The following is a 13,552-nucleotide window of genomic DNA, read 5'->3' on the forward strand; positions in this document are numbered from 1 at the left end:
ACAGCTTAAAAAACGGTCATGGCATCCTTATCTGCATCAGGTTAAGATGGGTAAAATAACAACAAAATCAGCGGGTGTTTAATGAATAAAATCAATGCGCTTATCTACTTTTTAGCCTTTAGTAGCGGCTTTTGCATTATGGGAATTGAGCTTTTAGGCGGGCGAATTTTAGCGCCGTACTTTGGTAGCAGTGTGCATATATGGGGCAGTATTATCACTGTATTTATGTTGAGCTTATCTTTCGGCTATTTACTTGGCGGTAAGCTCTCAACCCGCAATCCTTCGTTAACTAAATATGGTCTCATTTTCTTTGTAGCGAGTATTATGGTGGTGCCAATAGTATTGTTTGCTGAGCCAATTATGACCTTTATTTTCACCCATATTGAAGACAGTCGTTACGGCTCGTTGCTGGCATCAACGGCATTGTTTTTTATCCCTACAACAATACTCGGCATGATCTCACCTTACTCAGTGCGATTATTGGTTACCGATCATGAAAAAAGTGGTCAGGTTGCCGGTGGTTTGTATTTTGTGAGCACCCTAGGAAGCGCCCTTGGCACGATTATTACCTCTTTTTATATGGTGTTAGCGTTTGATGTTAACGACATCATTAAAACCTTTGCAGCGGTATTAGGCGCGCTTGGTTTGCTTGCAATTGCTGTTAGTCAAATAAAAACAAAGGAGCGTACTGTATGTTTAGAGTCTTAACGCTTTGTTTGATCATGACACTGCCTTTTAGCAGCTTGGCAGAAGTAATACATAAAGAGCGCTCGCTTTATCGCAATATTTTAGTGGAGAAGACTGGCGATTTACTGTGTTTAAAATTTAACGAAAAAACCCGTAAAAGTACGCAAAGTTGTATGTATAAGAGTGAGCCTAAAAAGCTGGTGTTTAATTACACCAAAATGACGTTCGCAAGCTTACTATTTATTGATGATCCTAAAAATGTACTGATCATAGGTTTAGGAGGAGGTTCACTCTCTAATACCATTCATGAGCTTTACCCTAGCGCTCATATCGAAAATGTCGAAATTGACCCTGCGGTAATAAAAGTTGCCCGTGATTATTTTAGCTTTGTAGAAACCGATAACGTGACGTCAAAAGTGCAAGATGGCCGTATTTTTATTAAACGTGCCGCACTTAAAAAACAAAAGTACGATTGGATTATTCTTGATGCCTTTAACGGCGATTATATCCCTGAGCACCTCCTCACTAAGGAGTTTTTTGCGGAAGTAAAAAGTGTTTTAGCTGATGGTGGAATTGTCGCTGCAAATACTTTTTCATCGAGTAAGTTGTACCAGCATGAGTCGGCAACTTACTTCGATGTGTTTGGTGACTTTGTTAATGTTGTGACCGATGAAAATTCTAATCGCATTATTTTAGCTGGTTTCGAGACTATGCCTAGCCAGCAACAGTTAGCCGAACGCGTCAACAAACTCGCAATTAAGTTAACCCCTTACGATGTTGATTTGCAGTTACTCAGCGAGCGTTTGTTTTATACTAAGGGTAATCAAGATTGGCCAGCGGATACCAAGGTGCTCACTGATCAATATTCACCAGCGAACTTATTAAATTATCAATGATCAAATACGCCTTAATAGCCTTTCTTTTAATTACGAGCTCTGCTGCTATGGCAGAGCACCCTTCACCCCCTCCTTTAGCTGCAAGTCAGCAGCAGTTGTCTAAACTATTGAATCAATACAAAGGGCATGTCGTGTTACTCGATTTCTGGGCGTCTTGGTGCAGCCCTTGTCGACGCTCGTTTCCTTGGTTTATTGCCATGCAGAGCAAGTATCAACAGCAAGGGCTTAAAGTGATTGCTGTAAACATTGATGTTGAACGCAGTGATGCAGATGCATTTTTAGCTGAGTTTGCAGTGAACTTTAATATTATTTATGACCCAGACGCTGTTATTGGCAGGCAATACCAACTTAAAGGGATGCCGAGCAGCTTTTTAATTGATAAAGAAGGCATAGTACGATTCCAACACACAGGATTTGTTGCTGATAAATTAGACCTCTATGAAAGCCATATCAAAGAGTTAATTGCTAAATAGTGTTATCTATCAGATAACTTTTGCTGTTGTTCGCTTTTATCGAACGCAGCTATCTATTTTATTAATTGCACCAATATTTACTTAGCATGCTAACTATATTAAAATGGTTAGCATGCTAAGTAAATGGAGCGCATCATGTCTTCCACTCCCCCTTTTCACGAAACTCTTGATTTAACATTATGCGGCAGTATGGGCCGTGTGCATCGTTTATGTCGCGATGCTGTCACTTTGGCGGTTGAGCCTTTAGGCCTTACTCAATCTCGCTGGACTGCGATGATGCACCTGTTTCATTTAAACCAAGGTTGTACGCAACAAGAGTTGGCAAATAGCTTAGGCATTGAAATGCCTTCACTAACTCGCACTATTAAGCAGCTTGAGCAACAAGAGATTATTGCTCGTAAAGCTGACGCTGAAGATAAACGCAGTAAACGTCTGTACTTCACTGAGCAAGGTCTACAATTGTTAGACACATTGCAGGTGATTATTGCCGATGTGAAAGAGCACCTTTATGCCGATTTAACCACTGAGCAACTCGATACCATGGCGCATGGCTTAATTCAGATGGAACAGAATGCTCGTCAGTGTATCCGTCATTATTCAGGAGATAAGTAACGTTATGACACCAGATCAAAAGTTTGCCCGTTACGTAAAAATCTCTTTAGCGGGTTTTATTGTTTTATTTTTATATTTTGTGATTGCCGATTTGTATATGCCTGTTACACCGCAGGCCCGTGTGTATCATCCGGTTGTGCAAGTGACCCCACAGGTAAGTGGTCGTGTGACTGACGTGTTAGTGACTAATAATCAAGCCGTCGAAAAACAGCAAGCCTTGTTTAAGATTAACGATGAGCCGTTTGAGCTTGCCGTGCAACAAGCTGAACTTGCATATGATGATGCAAAACTACAAAACCAACGTTTAGATAGTAGTGTGAAGGCAATAGAAGCACAGTTAGCGGCTGCTCAAGCTAAGCTACATGAGCAAACGTTGCTGTTTGAACGCGGTGAGTCGCTATTGAAAAAGCGTTCTATTTCAGAGCAAGAGTACGAAACTATCAATGCGAACTATCAATCAAGCAAAGCCAATGTGGCTGCAATTGAAGCCCAGCTTAGCGAGGCTAAATTAGCGCGCGGTAAAATAGGGGATGACAATTTAGCGCTTCGTCATGCTCAAAACCAGCTTGAACAAGCGAAACTAAACCTGTCGTACACCACAGTGACAGCTGATACCGACGGTAAAACAGCAAACTTACAAGTAACGCCGGGTACCTATGCTAATAAGGGCCAGCCGTTAATGGCGATTGTTGCTAATAAAGCTGATTTAGTGGCTGATTTTCGTGAAAAGTCTTTAGTTCACGTGCAAATTGGTAGCACTGCAAAAGTCAGCTTTGATGCGCTACCGGGCAAAGTGTTTACAGGCAAAATTGTTAGTTTTGAAGCGGGTGTGAGTGATGGCCAGCTTAATGCTAACGGTTTACTCAGTGCCACTGAAAGCAGCAACCGTTGGGTACGAGATGCACAGCGTCAACGTATTCATATTAAGCTAGATGAACACCAGATGCTGGCAAAATTTCCAAGTGGTGCGCGTGCAACCGTACAGCTTTTGCCTGACTCTAGCATTGGCAGTTGGTTTGCAAGCATGCAAATTCGCTTTATTAGTGTTCTGCACTTTATTTACTAAGGCTGGGTGAGTTATGTCAGTATTGCAACTCGATGGTAATGGCTTACGCCAAGCGCTACGTATTGCCACGGGCTCAGCATTAGGGTTCGGACTGGCAAAATTGATGAACTGGCCGAATGGCATCTTTTTTACTGTTTACCCTATGCTACTACTCGGTTTAGTGCCTGTGCTTAACATGCACATTATTCGTCAGTTCTACGCAGGCGCGGTGTTCAGTGCGCTGTTTGTGCTGGTTGTACAAGGATTGTTTGCACACTTGCCTGTTGTAATGACGATGATGAGCTTTATAGCCTTTGCCTTTTTGTTCTATCAAATGAGCCGTGGTGCTAACTTTTTATTTGGTGCCACAACGGTGGTGAGTTTGTCGATTCAATTACATTTTTCGACCTACACCGGCGGTGATGTCAGTATTTATCCGCTGATCATTAGTAACGCCGTTGCAGTTGTCGTAACTGTGCTGTTTTCGATGCTAATGCATGGTTTATTCCCTGATGTTGCACCACGCCAAGGTCGGGTAATGCCAGAGAAAGCAAAAGAAAGTGTGCGCCACGAAGTATTACTTTGCTCAACCGTAGCGACTTTATCATTTGTTGTATTTCAGGTCTTTGATTTGCAAGACTCTATCTCTGCTCAAGCAGCCTCGGTACTGATATTGTTTTCATTGTGCTGGAAAGCAGCGGGTATGGCAGCATGGCAGCGCGCGATAGGCACCTTAATCGGTTGTAACTTAGCGTTAGTGGCACAGTTATTTTTGTATAACCATACCGATATTTTGATATTTCCTGCGTTAATTCTGTGGATTTTGACCTTTATCTTTAGTCGTTATCACATAATTGGTGGCGGTATTCCGGGTGTTGGCTTTGGTATTATCACCACATTTGGTATTTTATTTGGCCAGTCATTAGGGCCGGGGCAAGATCTGGTTTACAGCGCGCTCTATCGCTTTTCGTCGGTGTCTGTGGCCATACTATTGAGCTTATGTGCGGTGTATATAATGCATCACATCTTAAATCGCTTTGCAATGACTAGGCATCACACGTTTGATTAAAGATTAAAAAAGGGAGTTAATCAGAACTCCCTTTTTTATTGATATTTGGTTCGAAAATTGTAGGTAGAGACTTAAGTAAATCGTCTTGTTTCTTTACGACACTCTGTACACAGGTTTTTGAGGCGACATCTGCAACCCAAGCGCCCCATTGTGAACTGCCAGGCTCTTCTCCTGGGGTTGCCCACCATCTGGCTTTATAAAGAATTTCGTTGTAACAGGTTTCACTACCTTGCGGATACGCGCTTCCGGCTTGCCATGAATCTACAGCAAAACTCGACATAGGCAAAGCTGACAGCGTTATCATTGCAGCGGCAACAATGCGTGATTTCTGGCCCATACGCGGCTCCTTCATTAATGGTGAGATTGTATGACTATTATAGACGCGGCAGGATTAACCATCAATTAACTTTGTTAACAAGTTACACTTCTTTACAGTTCTGCTTATTTTTGACACGATCTTCTGATGTGAAAGTTAGGATTTTACATTTTTTCTTAATGCTTTTGTTTGTCCTCTTTTTGTTTTAGAGTCCATGCGCTTTCTCTGAGAATTTTTACTTGGTTTTGTTGCTCTTCGTTTCTTTTGTATTTGTGTTGCATTAATGATTAATTCTTTCAAACGATTAAGCGCATCTTCTTTGTTCATTTCTTGCGTGCGATGACTTTGCGACTTTATGACAATAACGCCCTCTTTGGTAATTCGAGAATCATTTAAATTAAGTAAACGTTGTTTGTAAAAGTCAGGTAACTTTGAGCGATTAATATCAAAACGAAGATGAATAGCTGTAGCTACTTTATTGACGTTCTGCCCGCCTGCGCCTTGCGAGCGGATCGCACTAAAGTCGAGTTCCCATTCATCAATTTTGACGGTATTAGAAATAATTAACATCAGGTTCAGTTAGCTATGGTAAAAAAGGTATTGTAACATTTGTAATTGGCTAAACATAATAGCTCGACTATTTGCGCCGGTTGCTAACCATTTTGAAAGAAAGGAGATCACGATGAAAGCACTACTTATTTCTATGAGCCTACTTGCGATGAGTTTTTCTAGCTTCGCAGAAGATATTACTGAAAGCCAGCTACAGCGTTATATAAAAGCCTTACCTGCTGTGGTCAATTGGTCACAAAATCAGTCTGAATTAGATACTGTAAATCTCGGTGGTATGCTAGGTAGTTCTGATGGTGTTGACAGTTCGTCAGTAATGGATGCATTAGGCCACATTAAAGATCACGAGCTATACACAGAGTTTGAAGCCCTGACCAAGCAATATGGTTTCACACCTGAGCAGTTAGTTACTGTTGGCTCAGAGGTATCAATGGCGTATTTAGAAAACCTTAAAGCGGGTATGTCAGAAGAGAACAAGCAACGTGTAAATCAAGCAATGAGTGGTTTACAAAGCCTTACAGCATCTTCATCTGATGCGGGGACTCGCTCAATGGCAGGTGCTTTAGAAGGTGTTAAAGCAAGTACTGCAACAGCAAATGTTAGCGAAAGTAACGTTAACTTAGTTAAGCAGTATATGCCGCAGTTAAAAGAATTGTTCGCAATGTTGCAGTAACTGCACAATAAAATAAAGAAAGCGGCTAAGAAGCCGCTTTTTTGTGCTTACTTGAATACCATAGGGTTTTTTAGATGCTGCTTTTGTTGTGCAGTTGGTAAAAATCCAGTTTGTACAAACTCATTAAGGCTTGGGTGACGTTCAAAGTATAAAATATCTAGGGCGAAACGATTCATACCGTATAAGCCCCGATGGATCATATTTGCCGAAAATATGAGTAAGTCACCTTTTTTGAGTGCTACACTTTTACCACGAGTTAGTGAGTCACTATTTCGAGCGCCCTGCTGTTCTAATCTAACTATTAATTCTTCATCTGAATCCCAGTTTTTATGGCTGCTTGGTATTAGCTCTATTCCCGGCTCATCTTCAAAAGCAACGCGGCAATGCAACACTTCAGGGCCGCTAAGAGCGGCCTTTTGCGCATCAAGCTCTAAGTGATACTGCATATCGCGATGCCAATAATTTGCTTGTTTAGGGTTGTAAGGGTTAAAGAATAGTTGAGTATTCATAAACTGAGGATCAGCAACAATACCCTTAACCTGTTTCAATAGTGTGTTGGCGCTGACAAACTCAAAAAGAGCAAACTTTTCCTCAACACTTAAACATGCAGCACCAGTCAAACCTGAGCTATTAATCCCTCTGGATTGGTAAAAAGATTGGTTTTCTTGCAACCAGTGATGATGAAATTTATTGAGAATTGCCCTTACCTTGCTAAGCTCACTCTCTGTGTAAAGGCCCTTTACATGGTAGTAGCCGTTTTCAGCAAAAAAGTTATTTTCCATTTTTTACCTTGCTAAAATTGCACGTATTTTACTACTAAGCTCAGGCAATACTTGTTGCTCAAACCACGGATTTTTCTTTAGCCAGATATTATTGCGAGGGCTTGGGTGAGGAAGTGGCAAGTAATTTGGCCAATATTCACGCCACGATTTTACTAACTCAGTTAAGGGCAGCTGCTTAGTGTGGGGTAAATGATATGCCTGCGCGTACTTACCTAAGATAATGGTGAGCTCAATATTATTAAGTTGCGCTAAGAGTTTTTCACGCCATGCAATCGCGCACTCTTTTCTTGGCGGTAAATCACCTGATTTTCCTTTGCCCGGGTAACAAAAGCCCATCGGCAAGATAGCAAAATTGCGCTCATCGTAAAACTCATCACTCGTTACACCAAGCCAAGAACGAAGCCTTTGCCCGCTTGCATCATTAAAAGGTTTGCCACTTTCATGCACTTTAATTCCCGGTGCTTGACCAGCAATTAAAATGCGAGCCTGTGGATTAAACTGAATAACGGGCCGTGCTCCGAGTGGCAAATGAGGCTCGCAGATCACGCATTTACTAACTTGTTCTAATAATGATTGAGTACTCATGAGTTAGTAAAAATATGATCTATGCTTGTTTTGACCAAACTGCTAACTCATTACCACTTGGCTCTGTGAAGTGAAAACGACAGCCTCCAGGAAAATCAAACAAGGGTTTAATAATTGTGCCGCCGTGTTTTTCTACCTGTGCTTGAGTCTCTTTAATATTATTTGAATAAAGCACCAGTAGCGCGCCGCCATTATTGGTTAAGCTAGTTAATGGGGCTTGATAAAAACCGCCATCAAGGCCCGCTGATTCAGCGCTAAAAGCCGTGTATTCAGGGCCGTAGTCGGTAAATTGCCATTTAAACACCTGATGAAAAAATGCCTTTGTTGCGGCTAAATCTTTAGCAGCAAATTCAACATAATTTAAGCTATGGTGGTTCGACATGGTGTGCTCCTAATTTAAACTATTCTCAAGCGCCATAGCGCAATGAAGTGCTGTACTATCAAGTAATGGAACAGATGTATCTGATTGTTGAACTAACAGCGCTATTTCGGTGCAACCAAGAATAATGGCTTCAGCACCTTGCTGAGTTAGATCATCAATAATGGTTAAATACTCAGCTTTAGATTCTGGGCTGATGATGCCTTTACATAGTTCATCATAAATCACACGATGCACTGTTTCACGCCCCTGTGCATCAGGAATTAACACGTCTATGGCGAATTTATCAGCTAGGCGTTGCTTGTAAAAGTCTTGTTCCATAGTGAATTGGGTACCCAACAAAGCCACTTTTTTAAAGTTATTCTGGATCAGGTTTTCACCAACTGCATCTGCAATGTGTAACAAAGGAATTGCAACCGCAGCTTGCACTTGCTCAGCTAGTTTGTGCATGGTGTTGGTACAAATTAATAAATAATCCGCGCCCGCAGCTTCAACTTGCTTAGCGGCCTTAATGAGTATCTCGGCCATCTGTGCCCAATCTTGTTGCTTTTGCATAGCTGCTATGTGGGCAAAATCGAGGCTAACGAGTACTATCTTGGCACTATGCAGCCCCCCAAGTTTGTTTTTAATGCCTTGATTTAAAAGCTGGTAGTAACTTTGTGTAGACTCCCAACTCATGCCACCGATTAAGCCTATTGTTTTCATTGCAGCTCCCTTTTTATTTACTTAACACCATATGATATTGCACAGAACAAAGCTAGCAGATCATTATTTTACTAACAGATCGAGTTAGTTGGTTTTGTTTCATTATTTAATACGTGCATGCAAATGATAACTACTATCTTTTCTGTTTGTCGGCGATATAATACGGGGTTTTCTTCTCGTGTTATTTTTTAAGGGATTATCATGCATTCTCAATCATTAGATGCAGTGACTACCAATCGCCCTAAAAATACAGCTAAAAAGCGCTCTGTGAGCCTATCTTATCGTGTTGCTGTGTTTTTGCGTTTCGTTGCAGCCATCATTGGTGGTTACGCCTTTACCAGTGTGCTTATTTCATTACTAGCTGTGTTATTACCACTTAATAAACTCGACAGCGTGCTGTTAACCACGACTCTATCGGTATTTTTTTACTGTTGTGTGTTTATTTGGGTGTTTTCAGTTAAGTCTTTAAAGACTGTTTGGATCACTATTTTACTAACAACTGGTGGGCAATTGCTGGCCCTTTCATTGATTAAGGATTGGTTATGAAAGAGAGCTTTTTCCGCTCAATGACTTGGCTTCATACCTGGGTTGGCTTGCTGGTATGCTGGCTACTGTTCTTAATCTTTTTTGCTGGCACCATCAGCTTTTTTAAAGATGAAATCACTATTTGGGCCAAGCCTGAAACGCACCATGTGCAGCATCAAGCACAACGGGTTCAGTCTCAAGCTAAGCAAATTAATTATGTGTTTGCGCAATTACAGCAACAGGCACCTAATTCATTATCTTGGCGGATAAACTTACCTGAGCCGCGTAACCCTGTTTTAAGCTATGGGTTTGCTGAGCCTAAACAGCCTGGTCAGCGCCGTGCACCTTTCAACTATACGCATCTAGATCCAAATACCTTAGAGCAATTACCCGAACCTCGGGAAACTAAGGGGGGTAACTTTTTCTATCGCTTACACTTTGATTTACATTACATAGATGTATTTACTGCACGGATAATTGTTTGTTTAGCCTCATTATTTATGTTGGTAGCGCTTATAACAGGCATAGTGATCCACAAACGTATTTTTAAAGATATGTTTAGCTTTAGAGCAAACAAAGGCAGCCGAAGTTGGCTCGATGCACACAATGTTTCGTCGGTGGGGGCACTGCCATTTCATATCATGATCACCTACACGGGGATTATCACGTTGATATTTATGCTGTTCCCCTACCCTGCCGAGACTGTATATGAAAATGGCTTAAGGCAAATGTTTGATGAGGCATTGCCTATTAATAAACGTTCAAAGCCCAGTGAAGAGCAGCGCCCTATGGTGGCAATCAAAGATGTGTTAGATCAGATTTATACTAAGTCACCGAATGCCGACATTAGCTACGTGTTTGTTAGAAATGCCAATACAGCGACCTCACAAATCGTGGTTTATTTGGCAACCGGCAAAGAGGTTGTAGATAACGGACCACGCTACTTATTCAATGGTGTAACAGGTGAGCTTGAAGCCAGTTCAGGCGAAGATTGGAGCGCTTCGGCGCAGTTTTATGACTCAATGACAGCATTACATAGTGGTCGTTTAGCCGAGCCGTTGCTGCGTTGGTTGTATTTTTTCTGTGGCGTAGCTGGCTGTGCCATGATAGCTACAGGCTGCATCATGTGGGCAAAACGCTTACGCGAGAGGCTCAAAGCAGAGCAAAAACCAAGCTTTGGGCTTAAGCTCGTTGAGACACTAAATTTAGCCACCCTGATGGGTTTACCAATTGCAACCGCAGCGTTCTTCATTGCTAATCGATTATTACCTTTAGGGTTAGCCGGGCGTGCCGATAAAGAAATACTCGTGTTTTTCTTAGCTTGGCTGGCGATGCTAATCGTTGCTGTGATCGGCCGAGAAAAACGCCACTGGCGCTATAGTGCTTGGCTTAACGCTGCTGCTTGCTTATTAGTACCTGTGGTAAATGCGTTGACAACAGATGGTAATTGGATCACGTATTTACTAACTCAGCAGTGGGCCTTATTCGGTATTGATAGTGCGTTTATTTGTGCTGGGCTGCTGTTTTTACTACAAAGCAAAAAAATACCTAGCCATAAAACCGCTACAAATAAGACTAAATTAAATAAAAACAGGCTGTTAAAGGAGCAACAAGGATGATGGAGTTACTGCAATTTAGTCTCTGCTTTTTAGGTTTTAATTGTTTTGCACTTGCAAAATTCAATCATTTCCGTGATGTATTTAAAAAGAAATTAACCGAAAAACAGCGAAGTCGCTTTTTATTCAGCGGCTGGATCAGTATTTTACTAAGTTTGGTGCTTTGCGTGCTGTCAGATGCTGGGTACGGCGCATTGCTATTTTGCGGTTATATGGCTTTAAGTGTACTTATGCTCATGATTTTATACAGTTTTACTGTTTCATGGGTAAAGCATGTCAGTGTATTAACTATGTCTGTTTTGCTGTTGAGTGGCTTTTCGGTGATGATTTTGTAGTGTAGTTAGTAAAAAACTGATCTCATGCCAATTTGCAATAGTGCTTAATTAAGTAATAAAAAAATGGGTAGGCAATGCCTACCCAAGCAGGGGATTAAATTGGGGGATCACATGTTGCTTCAATTTAACGACGCTAAGTTTGCCTAGCATCCATTACAGTTGTGTTGCACATTCGTGATAGTTTAAAGACAGTTGTAAAGCCCCTTTACAAGCGACTATGGTCAACATAAATAAGCTCGTCTGTTTTAAAACCATATTCTTTTGCTGTGTTTATAAAGTCCTGCATTTGCTGTTCTGTCACGGTCGGTGTGCGCGACAAAAACCATAAATACTCTTTGTTATAACCTGTGATATAAGCGTATTGATAATTTTGCTTATCTAATTCAAATACCACGTAAGAGCTGTAAAATGGTCCAAAGAATGAGACTTCTAAGTGACCTATGTCTTGTTGCTCTGCAAACTTCGCTTTACCTTCAGCTTGCTGCCATTCTTTATCTTCGGCGCTGTAACCTTTATTGATAACTTTTACACTGCCATCAGGGTTAATTGAGTATTCAGCGGTAATGCCCTCAAGGCCGCGTTCAAATGAATGATCTAAACGTGCAATTTCGTACCAGGTTCCTGTGTATTTGTTTAGCTCAAAATTATCTACGGGTTTGATGTTGTCTGGCACGCCTGTACACGCAGATAAAATGGCTGTGATACATAAAACCCCGATTAACTTTAATGATGTTTGCACGTTTTTACTCCCTTTAAAAATTAAACAAATTAATACGTTAATAGCACTAATTTAGTTCAATTACGGTAAACTATTAATGTCTAAAATTAAAGATTGAGAACAGCATGAAGATTTGGGTTGATGCAGACGCCTGCCCCGTCGTTATTAAAGAAATATTGTTTCGTGCCGCAGAGCGCACACAAACCTTTACCACATTAGTGGCGAACCATGCGATGCGAGTGCCACCCTCAAAGTTTATTAGCCGTTTGCAGGTATCTTCTGGGTTTGATATTGCCGATAACGAAATTGTTAAGCGCATCGAGCCAAATGATTTGGTGATCACCGGTGATATTCCTTTAGCTGCTGAAGTTATCGAAAAAGGTGCCCAAGCGCTTAATCCACGCGGTGAGTTGTATACGACTGAAAACATTCGCTCACGTTTAAATGTTCGTGATTTTATGGAAACAATGCGCTCAAGTGGCGTTGAAATGGCCGGTGGCCCGCCGCCGTTAAGCCAAGCTGACCGCCAAAACTTTGCAAATAACCTAGATCGAATCCTCGCTAAAAAGTCATGAGTGTCGTTAAAAGTATGCCACTGCAGGGTTTTGGTGATGAAGCCTTTAGAGTCGCTGTTTATATAGAAAAGCGCCCGCCGATGCCTGCTTGGCAACAGCTTGACCATTTGCATGCAATGCAACCCGGCCAAATAAACGAAATAAACCAAGCATGTGGAAATGGTTGGCGCAAAGTTTTTAACGTGTATGGTAAAGTGCTGTTTGCACTACCAAGTGAATATTATGATTTTGCAAAAAGAGCACCTGATTGGCAGAGCTTTCGCGATGAACAACTACTGCAAACACATAGCCAAACTGCATTACTGTTTAGCCCACCGATATTAGGCAAACCAGAGCAATTACATATAATTGCAGGGAGAACTCATGCTAAGCAGCTTATAAATGACGGGCTTTTGCATTGCCAGCTAACTTGGCTTGACGATGAATTTGCTATTAGTAAATCAGATAAAGTGATTGTTTGCCCCTATTTTGATTACCGCCAGTTGAGCAATATTAAAATTGCACGACTTAGCCAGCTTGTTGCAGATATTTTTTCTTAGTTTCTGGTTTATTGCGTTATTGAGTTAGCAAACTAAGCTTTAAATACTGTAATACTTAATAGTACTTTAGATGAAAATACTGGTCGTTGACGATATGCCACTTATGCGCCATGTGTTGATAAACATGTTGCGTAGGCTTGAATATAAGGATATAACGGAGGCGACTGATGGCGCTCAAGCGTTTGATTTACTAGAAAAACACAGCTTTGATCTGGTGATTACTGATTTGCATATGCCGAAAATGGATGGCAAATGTTTGCTTAATCATATTCGTGAAAACCCAGTCCTAAGTGATTTACCTGTATTGATGGTAACCTGCGAAGACAGTAAACAAACAGTAAGCGAGATGATCACAGCAAAAGTGAACGGTTTTATCATTAAGCCTTTTTGTTTAAATACACTGCAAAAGCAGTTAAGTCGAATTGTTAAACCAGAATAACCTGCAAAAACTGGAG

At 41.2% G+C, this 13,552-nt stretch carries 20 protein-coding genes; 13 read left to right on the plus strand and 7 right to left on the minus strand.

Going from position 1 to position 13,552, the window contains the following annotated elements; translation table 11 throughout:
- Nucleotides 1–81 precede the first annotated feature (81 nt).
- From J8Z28_RS18270 to J8Z28_RS18295, 6 genes are all read left to right on the plus strand, one after another.
- Nucleotides 82–708 (plus strand): fused MFS/spermidine synthase, encoded by a 627-nt coding sequence (locus tag J8Z28_RS18270; RefSeq protein ID WP_054563122.1) that lies wholly within the window; start codon nucleotides 82–84, stop codon nucleotides 706–708.
- The gene (locus J8Z28_RS18275) at nucleotides 693–1,583 is read left to right on the plus strand and encodes a spermidine synthase (protein WP_250660700.1); all 891 of its coding nucleotides are present in this window, start codon (nucleotides 693–695) and stop codon (nucleotides 1,581–1,583) included. The genes J8Z28_RS18270 and J8Z28_RS18275 overlap by 16 nt, the downstream gene beginning before the upstream one ends.
- A 47-nt stretch (nucleotides 1,584–1,630) precedes the next feature.
- Complete coding sequence (locus J8Z28_RS18280) at nucleotides 1,631–2,056, plus strand: TlpA disulfide reductase family protein (RefSeq protein ID WP_250660701.1); 426 nt, start codon at nucleotides 1,631–1,633, stop codon at nucleotides 2,054–2,056.
- A gap of 135 nt (nucleotides 2,057–2,191) precedes the next feature.
- The gene (locus tag J8Z28_RS18285; RefSeq protein ID WP_058584360.1) at nucleotides 2,192–2,668 is read left to right on the plus strand and encodes a MarR family winged helix-turn-helix transcriptional regulator; all 477 of its coding nucleotides are present in this window, start codon (nucleotides 2,192–2,194) and stop codon (nucleotides 2,666–2,668) included.
- A gap of 4 nt (nucleotides 2,669–2,672) precedes the next feature.
- Entirely contained in the window at nucleotides 2,673–3,734 is a 1,062-nt protein-coding gene (locus tag J8Z28_RS18290) for an HlyD family secretion protein (protein WP_063703812.1), read from the plus strand.
- A 13-nt stretch (nucleotides 3,735–3,747) separates the two neighbouring features.
- On the plus strand, nucleotides 3,748–4,782 hold the full coding sequence (locus J8Z28_RS18295) for a DUF2955 domain-containing protein (protein WP_063530450.1): 1,035 nt from the start codon (nucleotides 3,748–3,750) through the stop codon (nucleotides 4,780–4,782).
- A 16-nt stretch (nucleotides 4,783–4,798) separates the two neighbouring features.
- Here the strand turns inward: J8Z28_RS18295 and J8Z28_RS18300 are convergent, their stop codons facing one another.
- Both J8Z28_RS18300 and arfB read right to left on the minus strand, forming a co-directional pair.
- Nucleotides 4,799–5,119 (minus strand): hypothetical protein, encoded by a 321-nt coding sequence (locus tag J8Z28_RS18300; protein ID WP_062565448.1) that lies wholly within the window; start codon nucleotides 5,117–5,119, stop codon nucleotides 4,799–4,801.
- A 135-nt stretch (nucleotides 5,120–5,254) separates the two neighbouring features.
- The gene (arfB, locus tag J8Z28_RS18305; protein WP_250660702.1) at nucleotides 5,255–5,668 is read right to left on the minus strand and encodes an alternative ribosome rescue aminoacyl-tRNA hydrolase ArfB; all 414 of its coding nucleotides are present in this window, start codon (nucleotides 5,666–5,668) and stop codon (nucleotides 5,255–5,257) included.
- 112 nt (nucleotides 5,669–5,780) lie between these two features.
- On the opposite strand from arfB, the gene J8Z28_RS18310 reads away from it, so the two are divergent.
- The gene (locus J8Z28_RS18310) at nucleotides 5,781–6,338 is read left to right on the plus strand and encodes a hypothetical protein (RefSeq protein ID WP_062565446.1); all 558 of its coding nucleotides are present in this window, start codon (nucleotides 5,781–5,783) and stop codon (nucleotides 6,336–6,338) included.
- A gap of 47 nt (nucleotides 6,339–6,385) precedes the next feature.
- Here J8Z28_RS18310 and J8Z28_RS18315 read toward each other — a convergent pair whose 3' ends face one another.
- The 4 genes from J8Z28_RS18315 to J8Z28_RS18330 are packed head-to-tail and all read right to left on the minus strand — an operon-like array spanning nucleotide 6,386 to nucleotide 8,789.
- Nucleotides 6,386–7,120 carry a phytanoyl-CoA dioxygenase family protein gene (locus tag J8Z28_RS18315; RefSeq protein WP_250660703.1) on the minus strand — a complete coding sequence of 245 codons (735 nt, stop codon included), beginning with the start codon at nucleotides 7,118–7,120 and terminating at the stop codon, nucleotides 6,386–6,388.
- Between the two features lie 3 nt (nucleotides 7,121–7,123).
- Nucleotides 7,124–7,705, minus strand: coding sequence for a uracil-DNA glycosylase family protein (locus tag J8Z28_RS18320; protein ID WP_054563130.1), 582 nt, complete (start codon nucleotides 7,703–7,705; stop codon nucleotides 7,124–7,126).
- Between the two features lie 19 nt (nucleotides 7,706–7,724).
- On the minus strand, nucleotides 7,725–8,087 hold the full coding sequence (locus tag J8Z28_RS18325; protein WP_062565443.1) for a VOC family protein: 363 nt from the start codon (nucleotides 8,085–8,087) through the stop codon (nucleotides 7,725–7,727).
- 9 nt (nucleotides 8,088–8,096) lie between these two features.
- Nucleotides 8,097–8,789: an aspartate/glutamate racemase family protein gene (locus J8Z28_RS18330; RefSeq protein WP_250660704.1), complete on the minus strand. Its 693-nt coding sequence runs from the start codon at nucleotides 8,787–8,789 to the stop codon at nucleotides 8,097–8,099.
- Between the two features lie 201 nt (nucleotides 8,790–8,990).
- On the opposite strand from J8Z28_RS18330, the gene J8Z28_RS18335 reads away from it, so the two are divergent.
- Genes J8Z28_RS18335 through J8Z28_RS18345 form a run of 3 tightly spaced genes read left to right on the plus strand, consistent with a single transcriptional unit; the run spans nucleotide 8,991 to nucleotide 11,265 of the window.
- Complete coding sequence (locus J8Z28_RS18335; protein ID WP_250660705.1) at nucleotides 8,991–9,335, plus strand: hypothetical protein; 345 nt, start codon at nucleotides 8,991–8,993, stop codon at nucleotides 9,333–9,335.
- A complete protein-coding gene (locus J8Z28_RS18340) occupies nucleotides 9,332–10,933 on the plus strand; it encodes a PepSY-associated TM helix domain-containing protein (protein WP_250660706.1) in 1,602 nt (533 codons plus the stop codon). Before J8Z28_RS18335 ends, J8Z28_RS18340 begins: the two co-directional genes overlap by 4 nt.
- Nucleotides 10,930–11,265, plus strand: a complete 336-nt coding sequence (locus J8Z28_RS18345) for a DUF3325 domain-containing protein (protein WP_250660707.1) — start codon at nucleotides 10,930–10,932, stop codon at nucleotides 11,263–11,265. The genes J8Z28_RS18340 and J8Z28_RS18345 overlap by 4 nt, the downstream gene beginning before the upstream one ends.
- 205 nt (nucleotides 11,266–11,470) lie before the next feature.
- Here J8Z28_RS18345 and J8Z28_RS18350 read toward each other — a convergent pair whose 3' ends face one another.
- Nucleotides 11,471–12,004, minus strand: a complete 534-nt coding sequence (locus J8Z28_RS18350) for a lipocalin family protein (protein WP_250660708.1) — start codon at nucleotides 12,002–12,004, stop codon at nucleotides 11,471–11,473.
- A gap of 104 nt (nucleotides 12,005–12,108) precedes the next feature.
- Between J8Z28_RS18350 and J8Z28_RS18355 the strand changes: the two genes are divergently transcribed.
- From J8Z28_RS18355 to J8Z28_RS18365, 3 genes are all read left to right on the plus strand, one after another.
- Nucleotides 12,109–12,558 (plus strand): YaiI/YqxD family protein, encoded by a 450-nt coding sequence (locus J8Z28_RS18355; protein WP_062565438.1) that lies wholly within the window; start codon nucleotides 12,109–12,111, stop codon nucleotides 12,556–12,558.
- Nucleotides 12,555–13,097 carry a DUF6942 family protein gene (locus J8Z28_RS18360; RefSeq protein WP_244269387.1) on the plus strand — a complete coding sequence of 181 codons (543 nt, stop codon included), beginning with the start codon at nucleotides 12,555–12,557 and terminating at the stop codon, nucleotides 13,095–13,097. Before J8Z28_RS18355 ends, J8Z28_RS18360 begins: the two co-directional genes overlap by 4 nt.
- Before the next feature lie 70 nt (nucleotides 13,098–13,167).
- Entirely contained in the window at nucleotides 13,168–13,536 is a 369-nt protein-coding gene (locus tag J8Z28_RS18365) for a response regulator (RefSeq protein WP_055198910.1), read from the plus strand.
- Nucleotides 13,537–13,552 lie beyond the last annotated feature (16 nt).

Source organism: Pseudoalteromonas sp. SCSIO 43088 (genome assembly GCF_023650795.1).
GTDB classification, from domain to species: Bacteria; Pseudomonadota; Gammaproteobacteria; order Enterobacterales; family Alteromonadaceae; genus Pseudoalteromonas; species Pseudoalteromonas shioyasakiensis.

What these genes read in the sequence shown, in the direction of transcription:
- J8Z28_RS18365 (WP_055198910.1), top strand. Translation starts at nt 13,168, where the DNA reads ATGAAAATACTGGTCGTTGACGATATGCCACTTATGCGCCATGTGTTG.
- J8Z28_RS18325 (WP_062565443.1), bottom strand. Translation starts at nt 8,087, where the DNA reads ATGTCGAACCACCATAGCTTAAATTATGTTGAATTTGCTGCTAAAGAT.
- J8Z28_RS18280 (WP_250660701.1), top strand. Translation starts at nt 1,631, where the DNA reads ATGGCAGAGCACCCTTCACCCCCTCCTTTAGCTGCAAGTCAGCAGCAG.
- J8Z28_RS18275 (WP_250660700.1), top strand. Translation starts at nt 693, where the DNA reads ATGTTTAGAGTCTTAACGCTTTGTTTGATCATGACACTGCCTTTTAGC.
- J8Z28_RS18290 (WP_063703812.1), top strand. Translation starts at nt 2,673, where the DNA reads ATGACACCAGATCAAAAGTTTGCCCGTTACGTAAAAATCTCTTTAGCG.
- J8Z28_RS18315 (WP_250660703.1), bottom strand. Translation starts at nt 7,120, where the DNA reads ATGGAAAATAACTTTTTTGCTGAAAACGGCTACTACCATGTAAAGGGC.
- arfB (WP_250660702.1), bottom strand. Translation starts at nt 5,668, where the DNA reads ATGTTAATTATTTCTAATACCGTCAAAATTGATGAATGGGAACTCGAC.
- J8Z28_RS18345 (WP_250660707.1), top strand. Translation starts at nt 10,930, where the DNA reads ATGATGGAGTTACTGCAATTTAGTCTCTGCTTTTTAGGTTTTAATTGT.
- J8Z28_RS18340 (WP_250660706.1), top strand. Translation starts at nt 9,332, where the DNA reads ATGAAAGAGAGCTTTTTCCGCTCAATGACTTGGCTTCATACCTGGGTT.
- J8Z28_RS18270 (WP_054563122.1), top strand. Translation starts at nt 82, where the DNA reads ATGAATAAAATCAATGCGCTTATCTACTTTTTAGCCTTTAGTAGCGGC.
- J8Z28_RS18355 (WP_062565438.1), top strand. Translation starts at nt 12,109, where the DNA reads ATGAAGATTTGGGTTGATGCAGACGCCTGCCCCGTCGTTATTAAAGAA.
- J8Z28_RS18295 (WP_063530450.1), top strand. Translation starts at nt 3,748, where the DNA reads ATGTCAGTATTGCAACTCGATGGTAATGGCTTACGCCAAGCGCTACGT.
- J8Z28_RS18285 (WP_058584360.1), top strand. Translation starts at nt 2,192, where the DNA reads ATGTCTTCCACTCCCCCTTTTCACGAAACTCTTGATTTAACATTATGC.
- J8Z28_RS18300 (WP_062565448.1), bottom strand. Translation starts at nt 5,119, where the DNA reads ATGGGCCAGAAATCACGCATTGTTGCCGCTGCAATGATAACGCTGTCA.
- J8Z28_RS18320 (WP_054563130.1), bottom strand. Translation starts at nt 7,705, where the DNA reads ATGAGTACTCAATCATTATTAGAACAAGTTAGTAAATGCGTGATCTGC.
- J8Z28_RS18310 (WP_062565446.1), top strand. Translation starts at nt 5,781, where the DNA reads ATGAAAGCACTACTTATTTCTATGAGCCTACTTGCGATGAGTTTTTCT.
- J8Z28_RS18335 (WP_250660705.1), top strand. Translation starts at nt 8,991, where the DNA reads ATGCATTCTCAATCATTAGATGCAGTGACTACCAATCGCCCTAAAAAT.
- J8Z28_RS18330 (WP_250660704.1), bottom strand. Translation starts at nt 8,789, where the DNA reads ATGAAAACAATAGGCTTAATCGGTGGCATGAGTTGGGAGTCTACACAA.
- J8Z28_RS18360 (WP_244269387.1), top strand. Translation starts at nt 12,555, where the DNA reads ATGAGTGTCGTTAAAAGTATGCCACTGCAGGGTTTTGGTGATGAAGCC.